Below are 18014 nucleotides of genomic sequence, written 5' to 3'. Positions count from 1 at the left end.
GTGGGTTCGCCTGTTCAGATGAACAGGAAGTCGCTGGCCGACAGGGACTTCACATTGTCCAGGGTGACGATCAGGTGCGCTTCCTGATCGCCGCCGGCGCCGTCCGCGTCGAACCAGAGGCGGTGCGTGTCGGTCTCGAACAGGAAGGTCGGACCGTGGCCGGTGGCCACTGGATTTGCGCCCTGGATGAGCGCGAGCTTGTAGTTGCTCTTCAGGCCGAAATCGATGGAGTCGATCGCGATCTTGTCGTGGCCCCGCTGGAAGTCGGTGATCTCGTCACCGCCCCCGACGAAGGTATCGAAAACGAACCGGTCGTCGCCAGAACCGCCTGACAGAAGATCGGCTCCGCTTCCGCCGTTCAGCGTATCATTGCCGCCGCGACCGTAAAGGGCATCACCGCCGGCGCCGCCGGTCAGCACGTTTGCCTCATTGCTGCCGGCGATCCAGTCGTCCTTGGCGGAGCCGGTGACGTTCTCGATGGAGACCAAAGTCAGACCGCGAGCCGGACCGTCATTCTTGGTGGAGTCCAGGAGGTCCACCTTGGCGGAGATGTCGCCATACCAGTTGCCGAAGGAAAGCGTGTCGGTGCCGGAGCCGCCGTCGAAACGGTCGGTGCCGCTGTAGACATCGCGGTAGAACTGATCATTGCCGGAGCCGCCGTAGAGCTTGTCATTGCCGGCGCCATCATAAAGCGTGTCGTTGCCGGCGCCGCCGTTCAGGGTGTCATTACCGTTCTTGCCGCGCAGGACGTCGTTGCGTGCTCCACCGGTGACGACATCGTTCCCGGAGGTGCCGGTGAAGTCCAGCTGTTCCATGCCGGTGATCGTGGTGTTGGCATTGACCTTCACCGTGCCGCTCGACAGGGTGAACTTGACGCCTTCCGACAGGGTGCTGAGGTTCAGGTGGACGGTATCGATGCCGCTGCCACCATCTGCGGTGTCGTTGCCGTTCATGTAGATGTGGTCGTTGCCGGCGCCGGCGCTGATGACATCGCGGCTGGTATCCCCGCTGCCGTCGGCGGCATAGAGGCGATCATTGCCGTCGCCGCCGTAGAGCTTGTCGGCACCGCTGCCGCCATAGATCCAGTCATTGCCGCCAAGACCGGAAATGGTGTCGTTGCCGGCATTGCCGCGGAAGGTGTCGGCGAGATTGCCGCCCTTGAGGGTATCGTTGCCGGAGCCGCTGGCCAGGATGACGGCCTCGAAGTTTTTCAGAACGGCATTGCCGTTGACGAAGGTGGCATTCGAGCTCAGCGTGAAGGACATGTTCGACGTGCCGCGCGAACGATCCACCGATGCGACGTCGGTGCCGGAGCCGCCGTCGGCCTGCAGGACGCCATAGGTGTAGCCGAGACCGCTGTTGAAGGAAACGCTGTCATTGCCAGCGCCAAGATTGACGACCGACTTGTCGCCGCCGGAATGGTTCTGGAACACCGTGATGTCCACGCGGTCGTTTCCGTTCCCGAGGTTCATGGTGTTGTTGCCGCCGAGGTCGTAGGCGGTGTCATCGCCGTCTCCGCCCTCGACCTTGTCGGAGCCGAGGCCGCTGTAGAGATAGTCGTCACCCTTGCCGCCATAGAGCTGGTCGTTGCCGTCGCCCGTCTGGAAGGTGACCTGACGCGCGGTGCCGGCGCGCAGGATGTCATTGCCCCGACCGGTAGTGATCTCGTAGATTTCGACGTCCTTTGCGGTCGTGCCGTTGGAGACCTTGCCCGTCGTGCCGCTGATCGAGAAGGTGGTGTTGGCGTTGGAGTCGGACACGTCGATCACGGCCGTGTCGATGCCGGAACCGCCATAGATGGTGTCCTTTCCACCTCCGGCGATCAGGACGTCGTTGCCGGCCTCGCCGTAGATGACATCGTTGCCCAGGCCGCCGTTGACCATGTCATTGCCGGCGCCGGCCTTCAGGCGGTCGTTGCCGCCATAGCCGAAGATCACGTCGTTGCCATCGAGTGTCGTGAAGGTATCGCTGCCGTTCGAGCCCTTGAGGTTGTAGGCTTCGATACCCTTGATCGTGGTGCCGTCGGAGAGCGTATTGGTCAGGTTGGCGGCTTTGGCGGTGAACACGCCGCTCAGCCCGGTGATGTCGAGGATGTCGGTGCCGGAGCCACCATCCACGGTGTCGCGGCCCTGGCCGATGGTCATGATGATCTCATCGTTGCCGCTGCCGGCATTGATGCGGTCATTGCCGTCGCCACCGATGATATAGTCGTTGTCGTTGCCGGCATCGATGATGTCATCGCCTTCGCCGCCATCGATATAGTCGTTGCCGGAGCCGCCCGTGATATTGTCCTTGCCGCGCCCGCCATAGAGGCTGTCCCTACCGTTGGCGCCGGAAAGCGTGTCGTCGCCATCGTCGCCGCTGATGTAGTCGTTGCCGTAGCTGCCGCTGAGCGTGTCGTTGTCACTGCCGCCGGAGATATAGTCGTCGCCCTGACCGCCATAGAGGGTATCCGCACCGGTGTCGCCGATGAGGTAGTCGTTGCCGCCGCCGCCGTTCAGCCTGTCGTTGCCGGCACCGCCGTAAAGCTCGTCGTTCCATGCGCCGCCTGTCAGCGTATCGGCGTAGGAGGTGCCGAAGATCCCGTACCTTTCCACGTTCTTGACAGTTGCGCCGAGGATGGAGTTCGTCACGGTCGGATCGGCAACAGCAAAGGTGACGCCGCTTGAGAACCAGCGCAGGTCGAACTGCATCATATCGACGCCGAGGCCGCCGTCGATCGTGTCGCCGTCCCAATTTCCCGGGTCGAATTCGTTGAAGGTGTCCTCACCGATGCCGCCGGACAACGTGTCGGCACCAACTCCGCCAATCAGGAGGTCATCGCCCGAGCCGCCGATCAGCTTGTCGTTGCCGGCTTCGCCATAGAGCGTGTCGTCCTGGAAGCCGCCGTCCACGGTATCTTCGCCCTCGCCAGCGGAGACAATGTCACTGCCAAACCCGCCGTAGATCTGGTCGTTGCCGCCGAGTGCCGCAAAATAGTCGGCGCTGTCGTCGCCGATCATGGTTTCAGCGTTATCTGTTCCGTACCTGTAAGCCATGGTGTTTCCTTTCAATGGTTGTGTTGCCGCTGGCCGCACAGGATGACCGCCGCCACCGGCAAAACCGGTTGAAAGGCACGCGTCATCCCGCCCCCGTGCGGGTGCGCACGTGGTTCGCCATGCTGATGGTTGCGATCGTCCGGTGCGGCCGATCCCTACTCTTGGTGATGCCGTCCGCCCGCAGAAACGGCGCGCGACGGCCTTGCCGGAAGCGGTCCCTGCGTTACCGGCTTCCGGCCTGTCCGGACCCGCTCCGAATTCCCGCAGCGTTCCTGTTGTTGAAAATGGATCGCCGCCTGCCGCCAGCGCTCCGCCGCCTTGCTCTAGCGACGGTCCGACCGATCAGCAAACTGCATTCCCGTCTTTATGTTATGCGCTTTTGCATAACGACGGCGATGATCGTCTCAGGCGCGAGCGCGGGACCTGAAGACGACGGTCGCAAACAGCGCCATTGCGATAATGGTGAGGAAGGAGCCAAGCACCGCCAGACCTTCCGAAATGCCGAGAACCGCGAGCGCGATACCGGGACAAAGCGTCACGACACCGGCCGTGGCAAAGCCGACCTGCACCTTTGCCAGCCTCATCCCCGACGCCGCCGGAACGGCATGATAGAAGAGACCGTACAAGGCGACACTGACCCAACCGACCAGGTTCAGGTGTGCATGGGCGGGTGCCAGCATGTGGTCATGAGACGCTGCCATGAAGATGCCGAGCGCCATGGCGACCAGCGCGTAGGCGACGGCAGTCGCCAGGCAGAAGAATGAAAGTCCACGCATTTCTATACCTCTCCAATATGGAACCGTCCGTCAGCCGGATCAGGGCGCGGACATGCAGTTGATTTCGAATGTCGCGACAGCGGCTGCGACGGGCGGGAGGACGCGATACTGATCGCCCGAGCTGATCTGCTGTGTTTGTGTCTGATAGTCGTCGGCCGGCGATGGCGCGGGCCTCGCTTCACCTCGTGGCGGCAATACGCGCTCGGGGTGTTATCCGCTTCCTAAAACTTCCCTAAATCCGCGCGCGTGTCGATAATATATGACGGTCAGGCCGAGGGCGGCGGGAGGATTGCGATACCGTGACGGGCCGCCGCCGCCATGACGAAGGGTATGTCCGGCTCCGATGCCGGCGGGAAGGTCGTTGAGTCGGCTTCAACCGGCGTTCCGACTTCCATGAAGAAATCCTCGTGCGGGCCAGCAGGTAGGTTGATGATGACGAGCTTGCCGGGGGCGTCGCCCGTGTTGCGGAACATGTGCGGCAGGCCCGGGGGAATGTGGACAAAGTCGCCCGCCTTGCATGTGCGCGGCTGGCCGTCGAGGATGAATTCGTAGGTGCCTTCGACGACGAGAAAGCCCTCCTCGTCCTGCTGGGTATGATAGGGCGATCCCGCTCCCGGCGCCGTCAGGCACCCCGCCAGCGAAAAGCTCCCGGACGTGTCCGGCGCTTTGGCAATGAAGGTCAAAAGGTTTCCGAGAAAATGAACTGTGCGCGGCGCCGAGTGGCCGGATGACGCATGTGAGGGATTCATGCTTGCAACTCCTTTCTTAAATGATAGTATCGGATCATCACGAGACGATAGTCTCATAATGAGGTGTAAATGCCAGGTCAAGAGAAAAATTTCGAACGAGTCAACCAGAAGAAGCGTACACGCGCCGAGCTGATGCGCGCCGCACTGGAACTGACGGAACGTGGCTTGTCGCCGACCGTTGTAGAGGCGGCGGAACACGCGGGCATATCCAAGGCGACCGCTTACCGGTATTTCTCGACAGCCGAGGATATGATCCGCGAAGCCGTGCTGGATGCAGTTGCGAACCGAATTCAGGTGCAGCCGCTCAGCGACGATTCGAATGCATCATGCAGGGCGGTCGATGTCATCGGACAGGTTCTGCACATGGTGGAGACAAATGAAGCGACGTTTCGCGCTCTGCTTGCGAGCACCGTGGGCGGCAGCCATTCCGTTAAGCGTGCCGGGCGGCGGGCGGATTGGCTCAGCGAGGCGCTACAGCCGCTCGAGGCCGAGCTTTCCGCCGCGGACTTCCGTCGTCTCGTTCATGCGCTGGGGTTGATGTGCGGCATCGAAACGCTCGTCGTTCTCAAGGATGTCTGTGACCTCGAAACCGAAGAGGCCATCGATACGGCCCTGTGGGCCGCCCGGAAGCTGATCGCGGGTGTTCTCGCCGATGTTTCCACAAGGAGGGATGCCTGACCTTGAGTCAGGCTTCCAGCCGGGGCTGTTGGCGCGAGAGGTCGCCGGCGTGGCGGACGCAGTTGCGACCGGCGCCCTTGGCGGCGTAGAGGGCTTCATCAGCTTCAGACAACAGGGTCTCATCCTTCGCGGCATCGCGCGCGGGCTTGGTGGCGACGCCGAAGCTGGCGGATATCGAGGTTGCGGTTCCCGTTGCCGCGGCGAGATCAAGCCCGGCGATTGCTTGGCGCAGCCGCTCAGCGACGTCTTGCGCCTTGCAAGCGTCAGTGTCCGGCAGCAGCACCGCAAACTCCTCTCCGCCATAGCGGGCAAGCACGTGCGAGTCGTCCACGCGAGTCGCCATTGCTGTCGCAACCGCACGGAGGCAGGCGTCGCCGGCAAGATGCCCGTGGGTGTCGTTGAAGCGTTTGAAGTGGTCGACGTCGACGAGGATTATCGAGAACGGCAGGCCGAGGCGGTTGGCGCGATCCAGCAGGCTCGGCAGGCTACGGTCGAAATGGCGGCGGTTGGGCAGCGCTGTCAGCCCGTCGGTCAAGGCGTGGCGGGCCAGACGCTCGTTCGCCGAGGACAGTTCCCGGTTTGCCAGTTCCAACTCCCCGAGAAGGCCGTCCTTTTCGGTCTCTGCCTTCATCTGCGACAGGCGCAGGCCGATCAGGCGGCTGACATAGGCCAGCTGGAAGGCGACGAAGATCGCTGTCAGGGGCAGCATCAGAAGATGGCCTTTCGCGACCGAGATCATAAGCAGCGTCGAGAGCAGCAGCCCAGCCTGGGTGAGGGCCGGCATCGGCGTCATATAGGCGCGCGCGCTTGCCGATTGTACGAGAATGCAGCCGACGACGAGGATGGTGACCGTCGCCTCGCTGCTGGCATCGAGCAGCAGTAGTCCGAGGGAAGCACCCCACAGCGCTCCCGAACCGCCGGCGACAAGCCAGAAGACCATCAGCCACCGGTTCAGCGCTTCGGAGGACGATGCGGATCGGTGTCTGTAGGCGTATCCGACGGCGAACCGGCCGACGAGTTGAATTGCGAGGGCTGCCATGGACCACTGGAGATAGGCGGGTTCCGCTATGATTGCGGTCTGCAGCGCCACAAGGGCGATGGCCGCGCCCGCGAGAAGATGAGGCCAGATGGAGAAGAGGTCATCCAGCACCGACCAACAATAGCGTTCGGAACCGAATTCACGACCGATGACAGACTGCAGGATGTAATTTGACTTGGCGGGCATAAATATAACGCTTCGATTGTGTGACTGCACGCTAGCGCCGGAGTCTAAACAAAGTCCTCCGCCCACTGACCAAATTGGGTGTTTCGCTGGCTGTGCACCCGTTGACGCGGTTCGATTCGGTCCGCTGAAGGGGTAGAGACGACCGAACATTATCCAGCATCCGAAAAAATGTGAGAAATGTTGCGTGTGGCGATAGGTCAGCATTGTTGACTTATCGTGGTTTGTGTGGTGATCTTCCTCGATCACAAAAACACTTCGAGGAAACTCCCGTGCTGAATTGGGACCATATCTTTGCAACGCGTTCCTCGCGTATGCGCGCCTCCGAAATTCGTGAACTTCTGAAGCTGCTCGAGCGGCCTGACATCATCTCGTTTGCTGGCGGCATTCCCGATCCGGCGCTGTTTCCGGACGAGGCGTTCAAGACCGCCTATGCCGACATCTTTTCCGGCGACCAGGTCGGCGCGGCGCTGCAGTATTCGGTGAGCGAGGGTTACAAGCCGCTGCGCGAATGGCTGCGCGGCGAGATGGAAAAGCTCGGCATTCCCTGCACCATCGACAACATCTTCATAACCTCAGGATCGCAACAGGCGCTCGATTATCTCGGCAAGCTGTTCCTGTCGCCGAAGGATACCGCGCTCGTGACGTGGCCGACCTATCTCGGCGCCCTGCAGGCCTTCAATGCCTACGAGCCGAACTACGACCAGCTCAGCCTTTCCGGCAATCGCACGCCGGAGAGCTACAAGGCGGCTGCGGAGAAGAACGGCGGTGCCGTCAAGTTCGCCTATCTCTCGGCCGATTTCGCCAATCCGACGGGGGAGACGGTCGACCGCGCCGGTCGCGAGCGGCTTTTGAAGCTTGCCGAGGAACTCGACATCGCCATCATCGAGGATGCTGCCTACCAGTCGCTGCGCTACGACGGCGAACCGGTTCCGCCGATCCTCGCGCTCGAGATCGCCGAAAAGGGCTCGATCGAGGAGACGCGTACGATCTACAGCGGCAGCTTCTCCAAGACTCTGGCGCCGGGCCTGCGGGTCGGCTTCGTTGTCGCCGCCATGCCCGTCATCCGTAAGCTGGTGCTGATGAAGCAGGCTGCCGACCTTCATTCCTCGACGATCAACCAGATCGCCATCACCCATGTGGCCGAGCGGCATTTCCCGGAGCAGGTCGCCAAGATCAAGTCTGCCTACAGCGCGCGCCGCGACGCGATGCTGAAGGCGCTGGAAAAGTACATGCCGGCCGGGACGACCTGGACCAAGCCGGAAGGCGGGATGTTCGTCTGGGTGACGCTGCCCGAGGGCATGGACGGCGCCGAACTTCTGGCGCGATCGGTGGAGACGGAGAAGGTCGCCTTCGTGCCGGGGCAGGCGTTCTTCGCCGACCGGTCGGGGACGAACACGCTGCGGCTCTCCTTCTCCTGCGCCAACGAGGCGATGATCGACGAGGGTATCAAGCGTCTCGGACGCCTGGTCGGCGGAGCGATTGCCGCAGCAGCGTGACCGCGTGTCGTTAGCCAAAACAAAAATAGGCCCGCGAGCGATCGCGGGCCTTTGCATTGGACCAGGCTTCCGCGCGCTTAGTCGCGCGCGAGCACGATGATCATGTCCTCCGGCTGGTAGGTCATGGCCGGCGCCCTGTGAGGGTTGACGACAACGCCGCCGAGATTGCGCTCGTCCGGGTCGTTGTCGCGCAGACGGCGATAGCCGATCGCGACTTCGCCCCGGCGCAAGGCCGAATAAGCGATCGTGAAGAAGTTCACGGGACGATCGATCGAGACGTAATCCGTCACCGGGCGCATGTAGAGTTCCGAACCTTCCTCGTTCAGAAGTTCGGCGAAGATCGCCGACATGTAGGGATTTTCCGATGCCTGGGCGAGCATCAGACTGACCAGCTTGTTGCTGACGACGAAATCGTCGGCGCGCGTTACCTCGGCCAGTTCCCGGTTCCGGACGTCGGTCATCTCGCTGACGACGTTGATATGGTGTCCGGCGCGCTCTGCGATTTTTCTGAGATGCAACAGGGTGATCAGCGTGCGCGTGTCGGCGGACTGCGCATTCATGTGGTCGCTGTATCCGAGGACGAGCACGTGATCATAGCTGTCGATGTCGAGTGTATCGAGCGCAGAACGGCTGCTGGTGTCAACGACCCTATGGGTCACCGTCATGTTGTCGACCGGCAGCGCGAGCGCGTCGATCTCACTCTCAAACTCGGGCGTGCTGGCGGCAATGGTCAGGTGCGAGCCCTTGGCGACATAGCGGGACAGTTCGCGGGTGATGATCGGGCCGCGGCGGTTCCAGCCCAGCATCAGGGTGTGTTCCGGCTGGTTCGGATGCTTCACGGGCGCGATCACTGCCTCGCGGTCAAGCTTTATGTCCTCGCCCCAGGTACCGATGGAGGCATCATCCTCGGCGATGATGATCGCCTTGTCGCCGGCTTCGAATACGCGGTTGGGCAGGGGATTGAGATGGACCGCGTCGTTCCGGTCGCAGACACCGATCAGCGCGCAGTTCTCGAACGCCATGACCGATGCGGCGAAGCTCTTGCCGGTGAGCGCCGGGACTTCCAGCGTATAGATTTCGCAGCCGTCGAAATCGAGAAGTTCGGAGTAGACGGCCGAAAGACCCGATTGCCGGCTGGTGTGGACGACGATCCGCGAGATCAGGTCGTCGGCGAGCACGAGCTGCAGTTCGCCGCCACCGACGATGCCGGCGACCTCCGCGTTTTCGGCGTCGCGGATTTCCGCGGCGATCATGTAGCGTTGCTGGCGGCGCTTGGGATCATGCACCAGTGCCAGTACGGTCTTGATGACCTGGCTGTCCGGATCGTCGCCTTCCGGGGCGAGCACGATGATCGAGCGCGAGGTTTGCGGATTGACGATAGAGAGGTCGTAGAGGTCGGTCGGATCGCCGGAGCGGCAGATGATCCTGGTGTTCTTGAGATTGTCGACCTTGGCGGCGATCTCTTCCTCCATCTCGACCTTGTCGCGGTTCGCCATGATCACGATCCGCGGATTGCGGCGGCTCTGATTGGCGATGACGAGTTCGGAGATGATGTCGAAGATCGAGGGCGACCAGTTGAGGATGATCGTGTGATCCTGTTCCAGCACCCTGGAGCGGCCCTTGCGCAATTCGTCGAGCTTGTTCTCGAGACCGCTGCTTAAAACACCGATCAAGGCGGAGAAGACAAAGATGCCCGAAATGGTGACGAACAGCGACACCATGCGGAAACTCCACCCCATGTCGCCACCCATGGTCCCGGCGTCCATGGTGCGCATCAGGGATTCCCAGGCGCCCTCGATGAAGCCGACGGGTTCGCCGCCTTCAGGGGCTATTCCAGTCAGGGACAGAAACAGGCCGGCGAGAATGATGACGATCAGCGAGATCAGCCCGAGCCAGCCGATCAGCGCCACGGCGCCGCCCGCCATGCTCTTGTCGAATGCATAGCGTGCCCGCGCGCGCCAACCCGCTTCCGCCTTCATGGTGCCCTTGCCCCCTTGCAAAGATCAATGTTCCGTGAAGGCCACTAGTGCAAAACAATCCGGCTTGGAAGCGGGTGCCGGCTTTCGACCGATAAAAGTCTGAGAACGTTGCAAAAATCGGTGACCGAGCGGGCGAGTTGCCGGGGCGGGACGGCCGCGATGTCACATGGCTGTTAAAACCGGGTCCTATTGAGCGGCCACCGATGAAAGGAGATATCCCATGAAGAAGCTGCTCTTGACCGCGACGGCCCTGGTTGCCCTCGGTGCCGCGACGTCTTTCGCAAACGCCGCCGACCTGGTGCTCTACACAAGCCAGCCCAACGAGGACGCGCAGGCGACCGTCGACGGCTTCATGGCCGAAAACCCCGATATCAAGGTCGATTGGGTGCGCGACGGCACGCCGAAGATCATGGCCAAGCTGATGGCCGAGATCGAGGCCGGCAATCCGGTCGCCGACGTTCTCTTGATCGCTGATACCGTGACGCTGGAACGCATGAAGCAGGCCGGCCAGCTGATGGCCTACCAGTCGCCGGAGGCCGCCAACTACGAGGCGAGCCTCTATGATGCCGACGGCCATTATTACTCGACCAAGCTGATCACCACCGGCATCATGTACAACACGGCGGCTTCGATGAAGCCGACGAGCTGGCAGGATCTGGCCAAGCCGGAAGCCAAGGGGCTCGTCACCATGCCGAGCCCGCTGACCTCGGGGGCCGCGCTGATTCATGCCCAGACGCTGACCGGCGTCGACAGCCTAGGCTGGGATTATTACCGCGCGCTTCAGGAAAACGGCGCGATCGCCGCTGGCGGCAATGGCGGGGTCCTGAAATCAGTGGCATCGGGCGAAAAGGCCTATGGAGTCGTCGTCGACTACATGCCGATCCGCGAGAAGGCCAAGGGCGCGCCGGTGGAGTTCGTATTCCCGGAAGAGGGCGTTTCGGCCGTGACCGAGCCGGTCGCGATCCTCAACGGCACCGAACATGCCGACGCCGCCAAGAAGTTCGTCGATTACGTCCTGTCCGAAAAGGGCCAGGAGGGCTTCCTGAAGCTCGGCTATATTCCGGCGCGCAATGGCATGCCGGTTCCAGATGGCTTCCCGGCCCGCGAGTCGATCAAGGTCCTGCCGCTCGACGCCGCCGCGGCTTTGAAGGCCACCGACGAAGACCTGAAGACCTTTTCGTCTATCTTCGGAACGAACTGACAGTCTTGATGCCCAAGCCTTTCATCAAGGGAAACAGCCAGCCCCGCTGGCTGTTTCCATTTGTGCTCGCAACGGTTTTCCTTCTGTGCGCGCTGCCGCTGCTGAGGCTGGCGGCCGCCGGCGTGGGGACGATTTCCTCGGGGTCGGCGGCGTCGCTTCTTGCCGACCGCGCCTTCTGGCTGGCGACCTGGAATACGCTGACGACCTCCTTCCTCGGCATGATCATCGCGGTCCTGATCGGCGGTCTGTTCGCGCTTGTGCTGACGCTCACCGACATTCGCGGCAAGTGGTGGCTGAGCTTCCTGTTCATGTTGCCGATGATGATCCCGCCGCAGGTGACGGCGCTCTCCTGGATCGGCATGTCCGGGCCGTCGAGCCCGCTTCTGAAGACGCTGGGGCTTGCGCCGCCGCTCGGCAGCCCACAGCCGCTCTATTCGATCGGCGGGATTGCGCTGCTTTACGGTGTGCAGCACGCACCGCTCGTCTATCTGGCTCTGCGGGCGGGGCTGCTCGCCTTGCCGCGTGATGCCGTCGAGGCGGCGATGCTGGCGGGGGCCAGGCCGATGCGGGTGCTGCTTGACATCATCCTGCCGCTGTCGCTGCCGGGGCTGATTGCCGGGGCGGCTCTCGCCTTCGTCTCCGGGATCGGCAATTTCGGGATTCCGGCTATCCTCGGCATACCTGCTTCGATCTACACGCTGCCGACGCTGGTCTATTCGCGTTTCGCGAGCTTCGGAACCAGCACGTTCGGCGATATCGCCATTCTCTCCGCCATGATCGGTCTTCTTGCCGTGGCGGGGCTCGCGGTGCAGGAGCGGGCGTTGAAGGGGCGCGACTACCGGCTGATCGGCCTGTCGGGCGCGATGGCGACATTCGCACTCGGTCGATTGCGGCTGCCGATCCAACTCTGCCTGTGGCTGATGCTGATTGTCATGCTGGTGGCGCCGTTCCTGGCGCTGGTGTCAGCCTCGCTCGTGCCGGCCTACGGCGTGGCGCTGTCGTTGAAGACGGCATCGCTGTCGGCCTACGAGGAAATCCTGTTCCGGCAGTCGGTGACGCAGACGGCGTTTTCCAATTCGATCTTCCTCGCCGCCTCGGCCGCCGTGCTTTTGCTGGCGCTCTCGGTGCTGACGGCCTATGTGCTGACGCGGCAGCGCGGGCGGCTGGTCGGGCTGCTGTCGGCGATGATCGAGATACCTTACGCGCTGCCGGGAATCGTCATTGCCGTCGGCTTCATACTGCTCTTCGCCGCGCCGCTGCCGGTGATCGAGGTGTCGATCTACGGGACGATCTGGATCATCCTGCTTGCCTACCTGTCCAGTTTCTTTGCTGTCGGCCTGAAGCCGATTCTGAGTGCGTTCCGCCAGCTCGACCCGGCGCTCGAGGAGGCCGCGCGGCTTTCGGGTGCCGGATTCAGGCAAAGGCTTTCCGATATACTGGTGCCGCTGATCGCACCTGCGGCGGGCGCGTCGGTGATCCTCGTCTTCCTGATCGCCTGCAACGAGCTGACTGTCTCGGCGCTGCTCTGGTCGGCGGGCACGCAGACGCTCGGCGTGGCAATCTACAATCTCGATGACAGCGGCTCCTACGATCTTTCCTCGGCGCTCTCCGTGCTGGTGGTGATCATGGTCGTTATCCTCATGCTGTTGCTGGAACTGATGGCGGCCAGGCTGCCGAAGGGAGTTGTGCCGTGGCGGAACTGATCCTTTCTGATTTGCGAAAGACGTTCGGCGGTGGGAGGGCGGCCGTCGATGGTGTCTCGCTCACGCTGCGTCCTGGTGGCTTTCTGGCACTTCTCGGTCCCTCCGGCTGCGGAAAGACAACCGTGCTCAGGATGGTTGCGGGCTTCGAGACGCCCGACGAGGGGGCGATCCGGCTCGGCGACAGGCTGCTCTCGTCCGCCAATGCCGTCGTGCCGCCCGAGAGCAGGAACATGGCGATGGTGTTCCAGTCCTATGCGCTCTGGCCGCATATGACGGTTGCCGGAAATGTCGGCTATCCGCTGAAGGTGAGGGGACTTTCGGCCGGTGTCGTCGCGGATAAGGTCGGCAAGGCGCTTGCGGCGGTGCATCTGGAAGCCTTCGCCGACCGACGACCGGCGGATCTCTCCGGCGGCCAGCGGCAGCGCGTGGCGCTGGCCCGATGCCTCGTGACCGAGCCTGACGTGGTGCTGCTCGACGAACCGCTCGCCAATCTCGATCGTCATCTGCGGCAGGAAATGGAGGAGGCGTTCCGCGACTTCCATGCCCGCTCAGGCGCCACGATGATCTATGTCACGCACGATCAGGCCGAGGCGATGGCGCTGGCGACCGACGTCGCGGTGATGTCGGAGGGGCGCGTGCTGCAGATGGCGCCGCCGGCCGAGCTCTACGCCCGGCCCCAGGGCCGGCTTGTGGGGTCGCTGATCGGGCAGGGCGCTATCCTTCAGGTCCGCGACGACGGCACGAGCGAGCGCGGCTATGATTGGCCGCGCCTGAGGGCTTGCCTTGGCACAGCCGCGGGCATGCCCACGGTCGACGTGCTGGTTCGTCCCCAGGATGTCGAGATCGGTGGCGACGGGCTAACGGCCACCGTTGAAAGCGCCACCTTCGAGGGCGAGCGCCACGCCTTGCGGCTGATACTTGGTGACGGGCAACGGTTGAGGGCCTACAGCCGCTTGCTGGCGGCAGCCGGTGATGTGCTGCGGGTGACGATCAGGTCGGGGTGGCGGCTTTGATGCCGTCAGCGGGCGCCGGAACACTGCCACCGGACGACGCGGCATCCGTAGCTATTTTTGGCGCAACTGCCCATCGCCTCGTACTCTGCCCGGTTGCGATCGCCGCCCCATCCGGATCCCCATCCGGACGAACCGACGGCCACCGCGCCGCAGCCATTGCTGAACCAGATCGCCACACGGCAGTCGCGGGCCCGCTTCGCGCAGCCCGAAAGCGCGCGCCGCTCCGCCTGTCTTTGATTGCCGAAATCATAGGACCAGCCCATGGCGCCCGTTTGTGGCGAGTAGGCGATCGCGCCGAAGCTCTGGCCGGCACTCTCGGCCGTGCCGGACAGAGTGGTCGCGACGATCAGGGTAATAGTGAAGAGAAATGTCGAAATACGTTGCATGCGTCCCCCCGGATAATGCTCGCTTGCGACGATATAGGCTGACGGATGGCTTGCCCAGCGGCGTTTGACCCGCCAGGCGTGACATGCCAGAAATGATCAGCCGGCCCAGTCGGCGCTTTCTCACAGCGGACCGCCGATGTCTTTGAGACTTGCCACCTTCAATGTCGAAAATCTCATGAGCCGGTTCGATTTCACGGGCTTTCGCAACCAGTTGCGCCAGGACCGCGTGCTGAAGCTGTTCGACGTGAAGTCGGAGGAGGATTACCGTAGGCTCGAAGCCGCCCGCATCGTCGCCTCGACCGACGATACCCGCCAGCTTTCGGCACTGGCGATCGCCGAGGCCGAGGCCGACATCATCTGCCTGCAGGAAGTCGATAACATGGATGCCCTGAGGGCATTTGAATACGGCTACCTGTTTCGCATGGTCGGGCACGGCTACATGCACAAGTATCTCGTCGAGGGTAACGACAGCCGCGGCATCGATGTGGGCGTGATGATGCGCGATCAGACGCGCGACGGCGAGCGGATCGAGATCGTCGACATCAAGAGCCATGCGGCGCTGACCTATGCCGACATCGGGCTCTTTTCGCCCGAGATCGCCGCGACCAACAAGCCGGACGACAAGATCTTCAAGCGCGATTGCCTGGAACTCGATCTCAAGATCGGCGGACGGCCGTTCACGCTCTATGTCGTGCATTTCAAGTCGATGACCAACGGTCGGGACGGCGTCGACGGGCGCACCTCGACCATGCCGATCCGCCGGGCTGAGGCGCTTGCCGTCCGGCACATCATCGAGAACCGCTTCGGGCCAGTTCATGCGGGCCGCAAGGACTTTGCGATCTGCGGCGACATGAACGACTACCAAGAGCGGGTCATCGTATCGGGCTCCAGACGCACCGGATACGGCTTTACGCACGAGGACGGCCTGCCTAGCGCGCTCGACGTTTTCAGCCACGATGGATTCGCCGAAAACGTCATGCGGCGGCGAGAGCCTCTCGACCGCTGGACGCTGTATCATGCCCGCGGTCCGGAGGAGCAGCACCTCTGCCAGCTTGACTATATCTGGCTGTCGCCGTCGCTCGCGGCCCGGAATGCCGGACGGGCGCCGGAGATCGTGCGCGGCGGGCAGCCCTTCCGTACCGTGTTTCCGCCGGGGCAGGAGGTCGAGCGTTTTCCGCGGGTCGGCTGGGACCGGCCGAAGGCCTCCGACCATTGTCCTGTTGTCATGAGCCTGGATTTTGCATGACCGTGTCGATCGATCACGATCCTTTCCGTCTTTATCCGGCGAACACTGTCTTTCCGATCTCGGGGCTGGACCTCAAGGTCTCTCCCGGCGACCATCCCTGGTATCTCGCCGAGCGTGAGAGGGCGGCGGAAAACTGGCGGAAGGAAGTCGCTGCCAATCCGGCGCTGTTCGACGGCAAGATGGTGTTCCAGCACCGGCTGGCGCTGCAGGACGGCATCATTCGCGGCGAGGCCTACATGGTGCCGTTCTCCACCTTTCTCTGGTGGCGCCGGCAGGAGCGGCCGAGCGGAGGCCTGCACCTGTTCTGTTATCCCGTGCCGGTCAGTTCCGACGGGGCGATCATCGCAGTGCGGATGGGCGAGCGGACCGCCAATCCCGGACAGGTCTATTGTCCGGCCGGTTCGCTCGATGCCTCCGATGTCGTTGACGGCGTATGCGACGTGCTCGGCAACATGGTGCGCGAGGTGCGGGAGGAAACCGGCCTCGACCTCAGACAGGCCGATGACGACGGTCGCTATTTCGCCTGTCATCAGGAACGGCGGATGATGGTCTGCCGGGTGTTTCGTTTCCGCCAGTCGGCGGACGAACTTCTGGCGGCCATCGAGCGGCACATGGTGGAGGATGAGGAACAGGAGATCGCGGGTGCGATCGCGATACGCTCGGCCGATCCGGACGCGCATCCGTATAACCCGACCATGCCGCCGCTCCTCTCGTGGTTTTTCGGCGGCGGCACTTGACCCTGTCGAAGGGGGCGGCAGAAATGTGGAGCGGCCGTCGCGGCGGACGGCAATGAAGGAGCGGAGGCAGGCTTGGCGCGCGCTTACTCGATCTATGATGTGTTTACCGGCACGAAACTGGCCGGAAATCCCCTTGCCGTGGTGTTCGATGGTGATGGTCTGAGCGACGAGACGATGCAGGCCATCGCGGCAGAGCTGAAGCTCTCGGAAACGGTCTTCGTCATCCCCGCCGACAATCCCGCCCACACAGCACGGATCCGCATTTTCACGCCCGGCCGGGAGCTGCCGTTCGCCGGTCATCCGACGGTCGGAACCGCCATCGCGCTCGCCGAGCGATCCTATGGCGGGGAGGGCGCATCGCTCGACATCGTGTCCGTCATCGAGGAAAAGATCGGTCCGGTCCGCTGCGCCGTGCGGCTGCGCGAGGACGAGGCCGCCTTTGCCGAGTTTGACCTGCCGAAAGTGCCGGTGCGCCTCGATCATCCGCTCGACCGACAGGGCGTGGCCGATGCCTTGTCACTGAAGAGCACCGATATCGGCTTCGAGAACCACGTGCCGTCGATCTGGACGGCTGGCGTGCCGTTTGCCGTGATACCGGTGCATAATCTCCAAGCGGTCGAAAGTCTCGATTTCGATGCAGAACTCTGGCAACAGGTCGCGCCGTTCGCCGAGGGCGGGCTCGTTTCAGCCTATGTCTACTGTCGTGGCGGTGTGAACCATACGGCGCGTTTTCATGCCAGGATGTTTGCGGCCGGAATGGGGATATCGGAGGATCCAGCAACAGGCTCGGCGGTGGCGGCACTTGCCGGCGCCATCCACCATTTCGACGCCATGCCCGACGGCCATCATCCAGTCCTGGTGGAGCAGGGGGTCGAAATGGGGCGGCCCTCCTATATCCATCTGCACATGGACATCAAGGATGGCAGTATTTCCCGTGCCCGTATCGGAGGTCAGGCGGTCCGTATCGCTACCGGCACGCTGGAGATATGAGCGGGCGGTAACCCTGTTCTGCGCAAATCGCCCGGTGGCGAAAGTTTTTTTCCGAAGGTGCTGGACAAGCCGAACGTTCCCCTTTATAGCCCCCCTCACGCCGCCGGAAGGCAGCGTTCGGGTGATTAGCTCAGTTGGTAGAGCAGCTGACTCTTAATCAGCGGGTCGTAGGTTCGAGCCCTACATCACCCACCATTTTCAAAGAGTTAGCGATGATGTGGAAGAGCGGCTATGGCCGCTTTTTGGCGTTTTGCGCTGATCTATATGACCGGCGCAGGGCTTTTCTCGCAGCCACGCAAAAGAACGCCGCCGGCAGACCCTGCCAGCGGCGCGCGTGTGAAAACCTTGCGGCCTGTTAGTGGCGGTGACCGAGATTGGATTCGGCTGCCGGTTCGCCTACCGACATAGCCTTGGCGAACGGCACCAACTGCCAGATCGCAGATAGACCTACGAGGACGTAGACGATGGTGGCCAGTGCGGTGTCCTGTCCGCCGAACAGCGTGGCTACGAGATCGAAGTCGGCAATGCCGACCAGAAGCCAGTTCAGGCCGCCGACGATGACGAGAAGCAGTGTGATGAGGTTGAGCGCGCGCATGTGTTTCTCCTTGTGCCTTGCACAGGGCTAACCTTAAGGCTCGCGCTCTGTTCCATCGTCCGGCCGAATAAACGAAAGTCATGGTCGCGGGCGATGCGCCACGGCGAGATGCGAACTTGAAGGGTGGCATCGAAAGCGGCGCATGATGGACCGAAAAAGTCCCTGGTTTCCCCTTATGTTCCGGACTCGTTCCCTGCGCGCC

At 62.7% G+C, this 18014-nt stretch carries 15 protein-coding genes and 1 tRNA gene; 9 read left to right on the top strand and 7 right to left on the bottom strand.

Translation table 11 applies throughout. The features are described from left to right. Window positions 1–14: 14 nt before the first annotated feature. The 3 genes from J5J09_RS13400 to J5J09_RS13390 form a co-directional block, all read right to left on the bottom strand. Window positions 15–3038, bottom strand: coding sequence for a calcium-binding protein (locus tag J5J09_RS13400; protein ID WP_208551393.1), 3024 nt, complete (start codon window positions 3036–3038; stop codon window positions 15–17). Window positions 3039–3442: 404 nt separating this feature from the next. Beyond that, window positions 3443–3814, bottom strand: coding sequence for a hypothetical protein (locus J5J09_RS13395; protein WP_208551392.1), 372 nt, complete (start codon window positions 3812–3814; stop codon window positions 3443–3445). Between the two features lie 266 nt (window positions 3815–4080). Beyond that, complete coding sequence (locus J5J09_RS13390) at window positions 4081–4563, bottom strand: cupin domain-containing protein (RefSeq protein WP_208551391.1); 483 nt, start codon at window positions 4561–4563, stop codon at window positions 4081–4083. Between the two features lie 69 nt (window positions 4564–4632). On the opposite strand from J5J09_RS13390, the gene J5J09_RS13385 reads away from it, so the two are divergent. Beyond that, a complete protein-coding gene (locus J5J09_RS13385) occupies window positions 4633–5241 on the top strand; it encodes a TetR/AcrR family transcriptional regulator (protein ID WP_208551390.1) in 609 nt (202 codons plus the stop codon). 7 nt (window positions 5242–5248) lie between these two features. Here the strand turns inward: J5J09_RS13385 and J5J09_RS13380 are convergent, their stop codons facing one another. Then, window positions 5249–6466 carry a GGDEF domain-containing protein gene (locus tag J5J09_RS13380; RefSeq protein WP_208551389.1) on the bottom strand — a complete coding sequence of 406 codons (1218 nt, stop codon included), beginning with the start codon at window positions 6464–6466 and terminating at the stop codon, window positions 5249–5251. A gap of 269 nt (window positions 6467–6735) precedes the next feature. On the opposite strand from J5J09_RS13380, the gene J5J09_RS13375 reads away from it, so the two are divergent. Next, entirely contained in the window at window positions 6736–7962 is a 1227-nt protein-coding gene (locus tag J5J09_RS13375; protein ID WP_208551388.1) for an aminotransferase class I/II-fold pyridoxal phosphate-dependent enzyme, read from the top strand. Between the two features lie 77 nt (window positions 7963–8039). On the opposite strand, the gene J5J09_RS13370 is transcribed toward J5J09_RS13375, so the two are convergent. Next, entirely contained in the window at window positions 8040–9941 is a 1902-nt protein-coding gene (locus tag J5J09_RS13370) for a hypothetical protein (RefSeq protein ID WP_208551387.1), read from the bottom strand. A 220-nt stretch (window positions 9942–10161) separates the two neighbouring features. On the opposite strand from J5J09_RS13370, the gene J5J09_RS13365 reads away from it, so the two are divergent. The 3 genes from J5J09_RS13365 to J5J09_RS13355 are packed head-to-tail and all read left to right on the top strand — an operon-like array spanning window position 10162 to window position 13858. Continuing rightward, a complete protein-coding gene (locus tag J5J09_RS13365) occupies window positions 10162–11142 on the top strand; it encodes an ABC transporter substrate-binding protein (RefSeq protein ID WP_208551386.1) in 981 nt (326 codons plus the stop codon). Window positions 11143–11150: 8 nt separating this feature from the next. Beyond that, a complete protein-coding gene (locus J5J09_RS13360) occupies window positions 11151–12845 on the top strand; it encodes an iron ABC transporter permease (protein WP_208551385.1) in 1695 nt (564 codons plus the stop codon). Further along, on the top strand, window positions 12833–13858 hold the full coding sequence (locus tag J5J09_RS13355; RefSeq protein WP_208551384.1) for an ATP-binding cassette domain-containing protein: 1026 nt from the start codon (window positions 12833–12835) through the stop codon (window positions 13856–13858). Before J5J09_RS13360 ends, J5J09_RS13355 begins: the two co-directional genes overlap by 13 nt. 5 nt (window positions 13859–13863) lie before the next feature. On the opposite strand, the gene J5J09_RS13350 is transcribed toward J5J09_RS13355, so the two are convergent. Beyond that, a complete protein-coding gene (locus J5J09_RS13350) occupies window positions 13864–14244 on the bottom strand; it encodes a DUF4189 domain-containing protein (protein ID WP_208551383.1) in 381 nt (126 codons plus the stop codon). A gap of 136 nt (window positions 14245–14380) precedes the next feature. Between J5J09_RS13350 and J5J09_RS13345 the strand changes: the two genes are divergently transcribed. The 4 genes from J5J09_RS13345 to J5J09_RS13330 all read left to right on the top strand — a co-directional run bounded on the left by J5J09_RS13345 (window position 14381) and on the right by J5J09_RS13330 (window position 17412). Beyond that, window positions 14381–15490 (top strand): endonuclease/exonuclease/phosphatase family protein, encoded by a 1110-nt coding sequence (locus tag J5J09_RS13345; RefSeq protein ID WP_208551382.1) that lies wholly within the window; start codon window positions 14381–14383, stop codon window positions 15488–15490. Beyond that, window positions 15487–16227 (top strand): NUDIX hydrolase, encoded by a 741-nt coding sequence (locus tag J5J09_RS13340; RefSeq protein ID WP_208551381.1) that lies wholly within the window; start codon window positions 15487–15489, stop codon window positions 16225–16227. The genes J5J09_RS13345 and J5J09_RS13340 overlap by 4 nt, the downstream gene beginning before the upstream one ends. A gap of 72 nt (window positions 16228–16299) precedes the next feature. Further along, window positions 16300–17217: a PhzF family phenazine biosynthesis protein gene (locus J5J09_RS13335; protein WP_208551380.1), complete on the top strand. Its 918-nt coding sequence runs from the start codon at window positions 16300–16302 to the stop codon at window positions 17215–17217. A 119-nt stretch (window positions 17218–17336) separates the two neighbouring features. Beyond that, a tRNA-Lys gene (locus J5J09_RS13330) sits at window positions 17337–17412 on the top strand. Window positions 17413–17572: 160 nt separating this feature from the next. Here J5J09_RS13330 and J5J09_RS13325 read toward each other — a convergent pair. Further along, complete coding sequence (locus tag J5J09_RS13325; protein ID WP_208551379.1) at window positions 17573–17812, bottom strand: DUF378 domain-containing protein; 240 nt, start codon at window positions 17810–17812, stop codon at window positions 17573–17575. Window positions 17813–18014: the final 202 nt, after the last annotated feature.

Origin of the sequence: Ciceribacter sp. L1K22, from assembly GCF_017599385.1 — a bacterium.
In the GTDB taxonomy this organism is placed as follows: Bacteria; Pseudomonadota; Alphaproteobacteria; order Rhizobiales; family Rhizobiaceae; genus Allorhizobium.
Note: the sequence above shows the minus strand (reverse complement) of the source record. Positions and strands in the feature narration are given on the sequence as shown.

Excerpts from the sequence above, each read along its gene's own strand:
- J5J09_RS13400 (WP_208551393.1), bottom strand. The coding sequence starts at position 3,038 with ATGGCTTACAGGTACGGAACAGATAACGCTGAAACCATGATCGGCGAC.
- J5J09_RS13395 (WP_208551392.1), bottom strand. The coding sequence starts at position 3,814 with ATGCGTGGACTTTCATTCTTCTGCCTGGCGACTGCCGTCGCCTACGCG.
- J5J09_RS13390 (WP_208551391.1), bottom strand. The coding sequence starts at position 4,563 with ATGAATCCCTCACATGCGTCATCCGGCCACTCGGCGCCGCGCACAGTT.
- J5J09_RS13385 (WP_208551390.1), top strand. The coding sequence starts at position 4,633 with ATGCCAGGTCAAGAGAAAAATTTCGAACGAGTCAACCAGAAGAAGCGT.
- J5J09_RS13380 (WP_208551389.1), bottom strand. The coding sequence starts at position 6,466 with ATGCCCGCCAAGTCAAATTACATCCTGCAGTCTGTCATCGGTCGTGAA.
- J5J09_RS13370 (WP_208551387.1), bottom strand. The coding sequence starts at position 9,941 with ATGAAGGCGGAAGCGGGTTGGCGCGCGCGGGCACGCTATGCATTCGAC.
- J5J09_RS13365 (WP_208551386.1), top strand. The coding sequence starts at position 10,162 with ATGAAGAAGCTGCTCTTGACCGCGACGGCCCTGGTTGCCCTCGGTGCC.
- J5J09_RS13360 (WP_208551385.1), top strand. The coding sequence starts at position 11,151 with ATGCCCAAGCCTTTCATCAAGGGAAACAGCCAGCCCCGCTGGCTGTTT.
- J5J09_RS13350 (WP_208551383.1), bottom strand. The coding sequence starts at position 14,244 with ATGCAACGTATTTCGACATTTCTCTTCACTATTACCCTGATCGTCGCG.
- J5J09_RS13345 (WP_208551382.1), top strand. The coding sequence starts at position 14,381 with ATGTCTTTGAGACTTGCCACCTTCAATGTCGAAAATCTCATGAGCCGG.
- J5J09_RS13340 (WP_208551381.1), top strand. The coding sequence starts at position 15,487 with ATGACCGTGTCGATCGATCACGATCCTTTCCGTCTTTATCCGGCGAAC.
- J5J09_RS13325 (WP_208551379.1), bottom strand. The coding sequence starts at position 17,812 with ATGCGCGCGCTCAACCTCATCACACTGCTTCTCGTCATCGTCGGCGGC.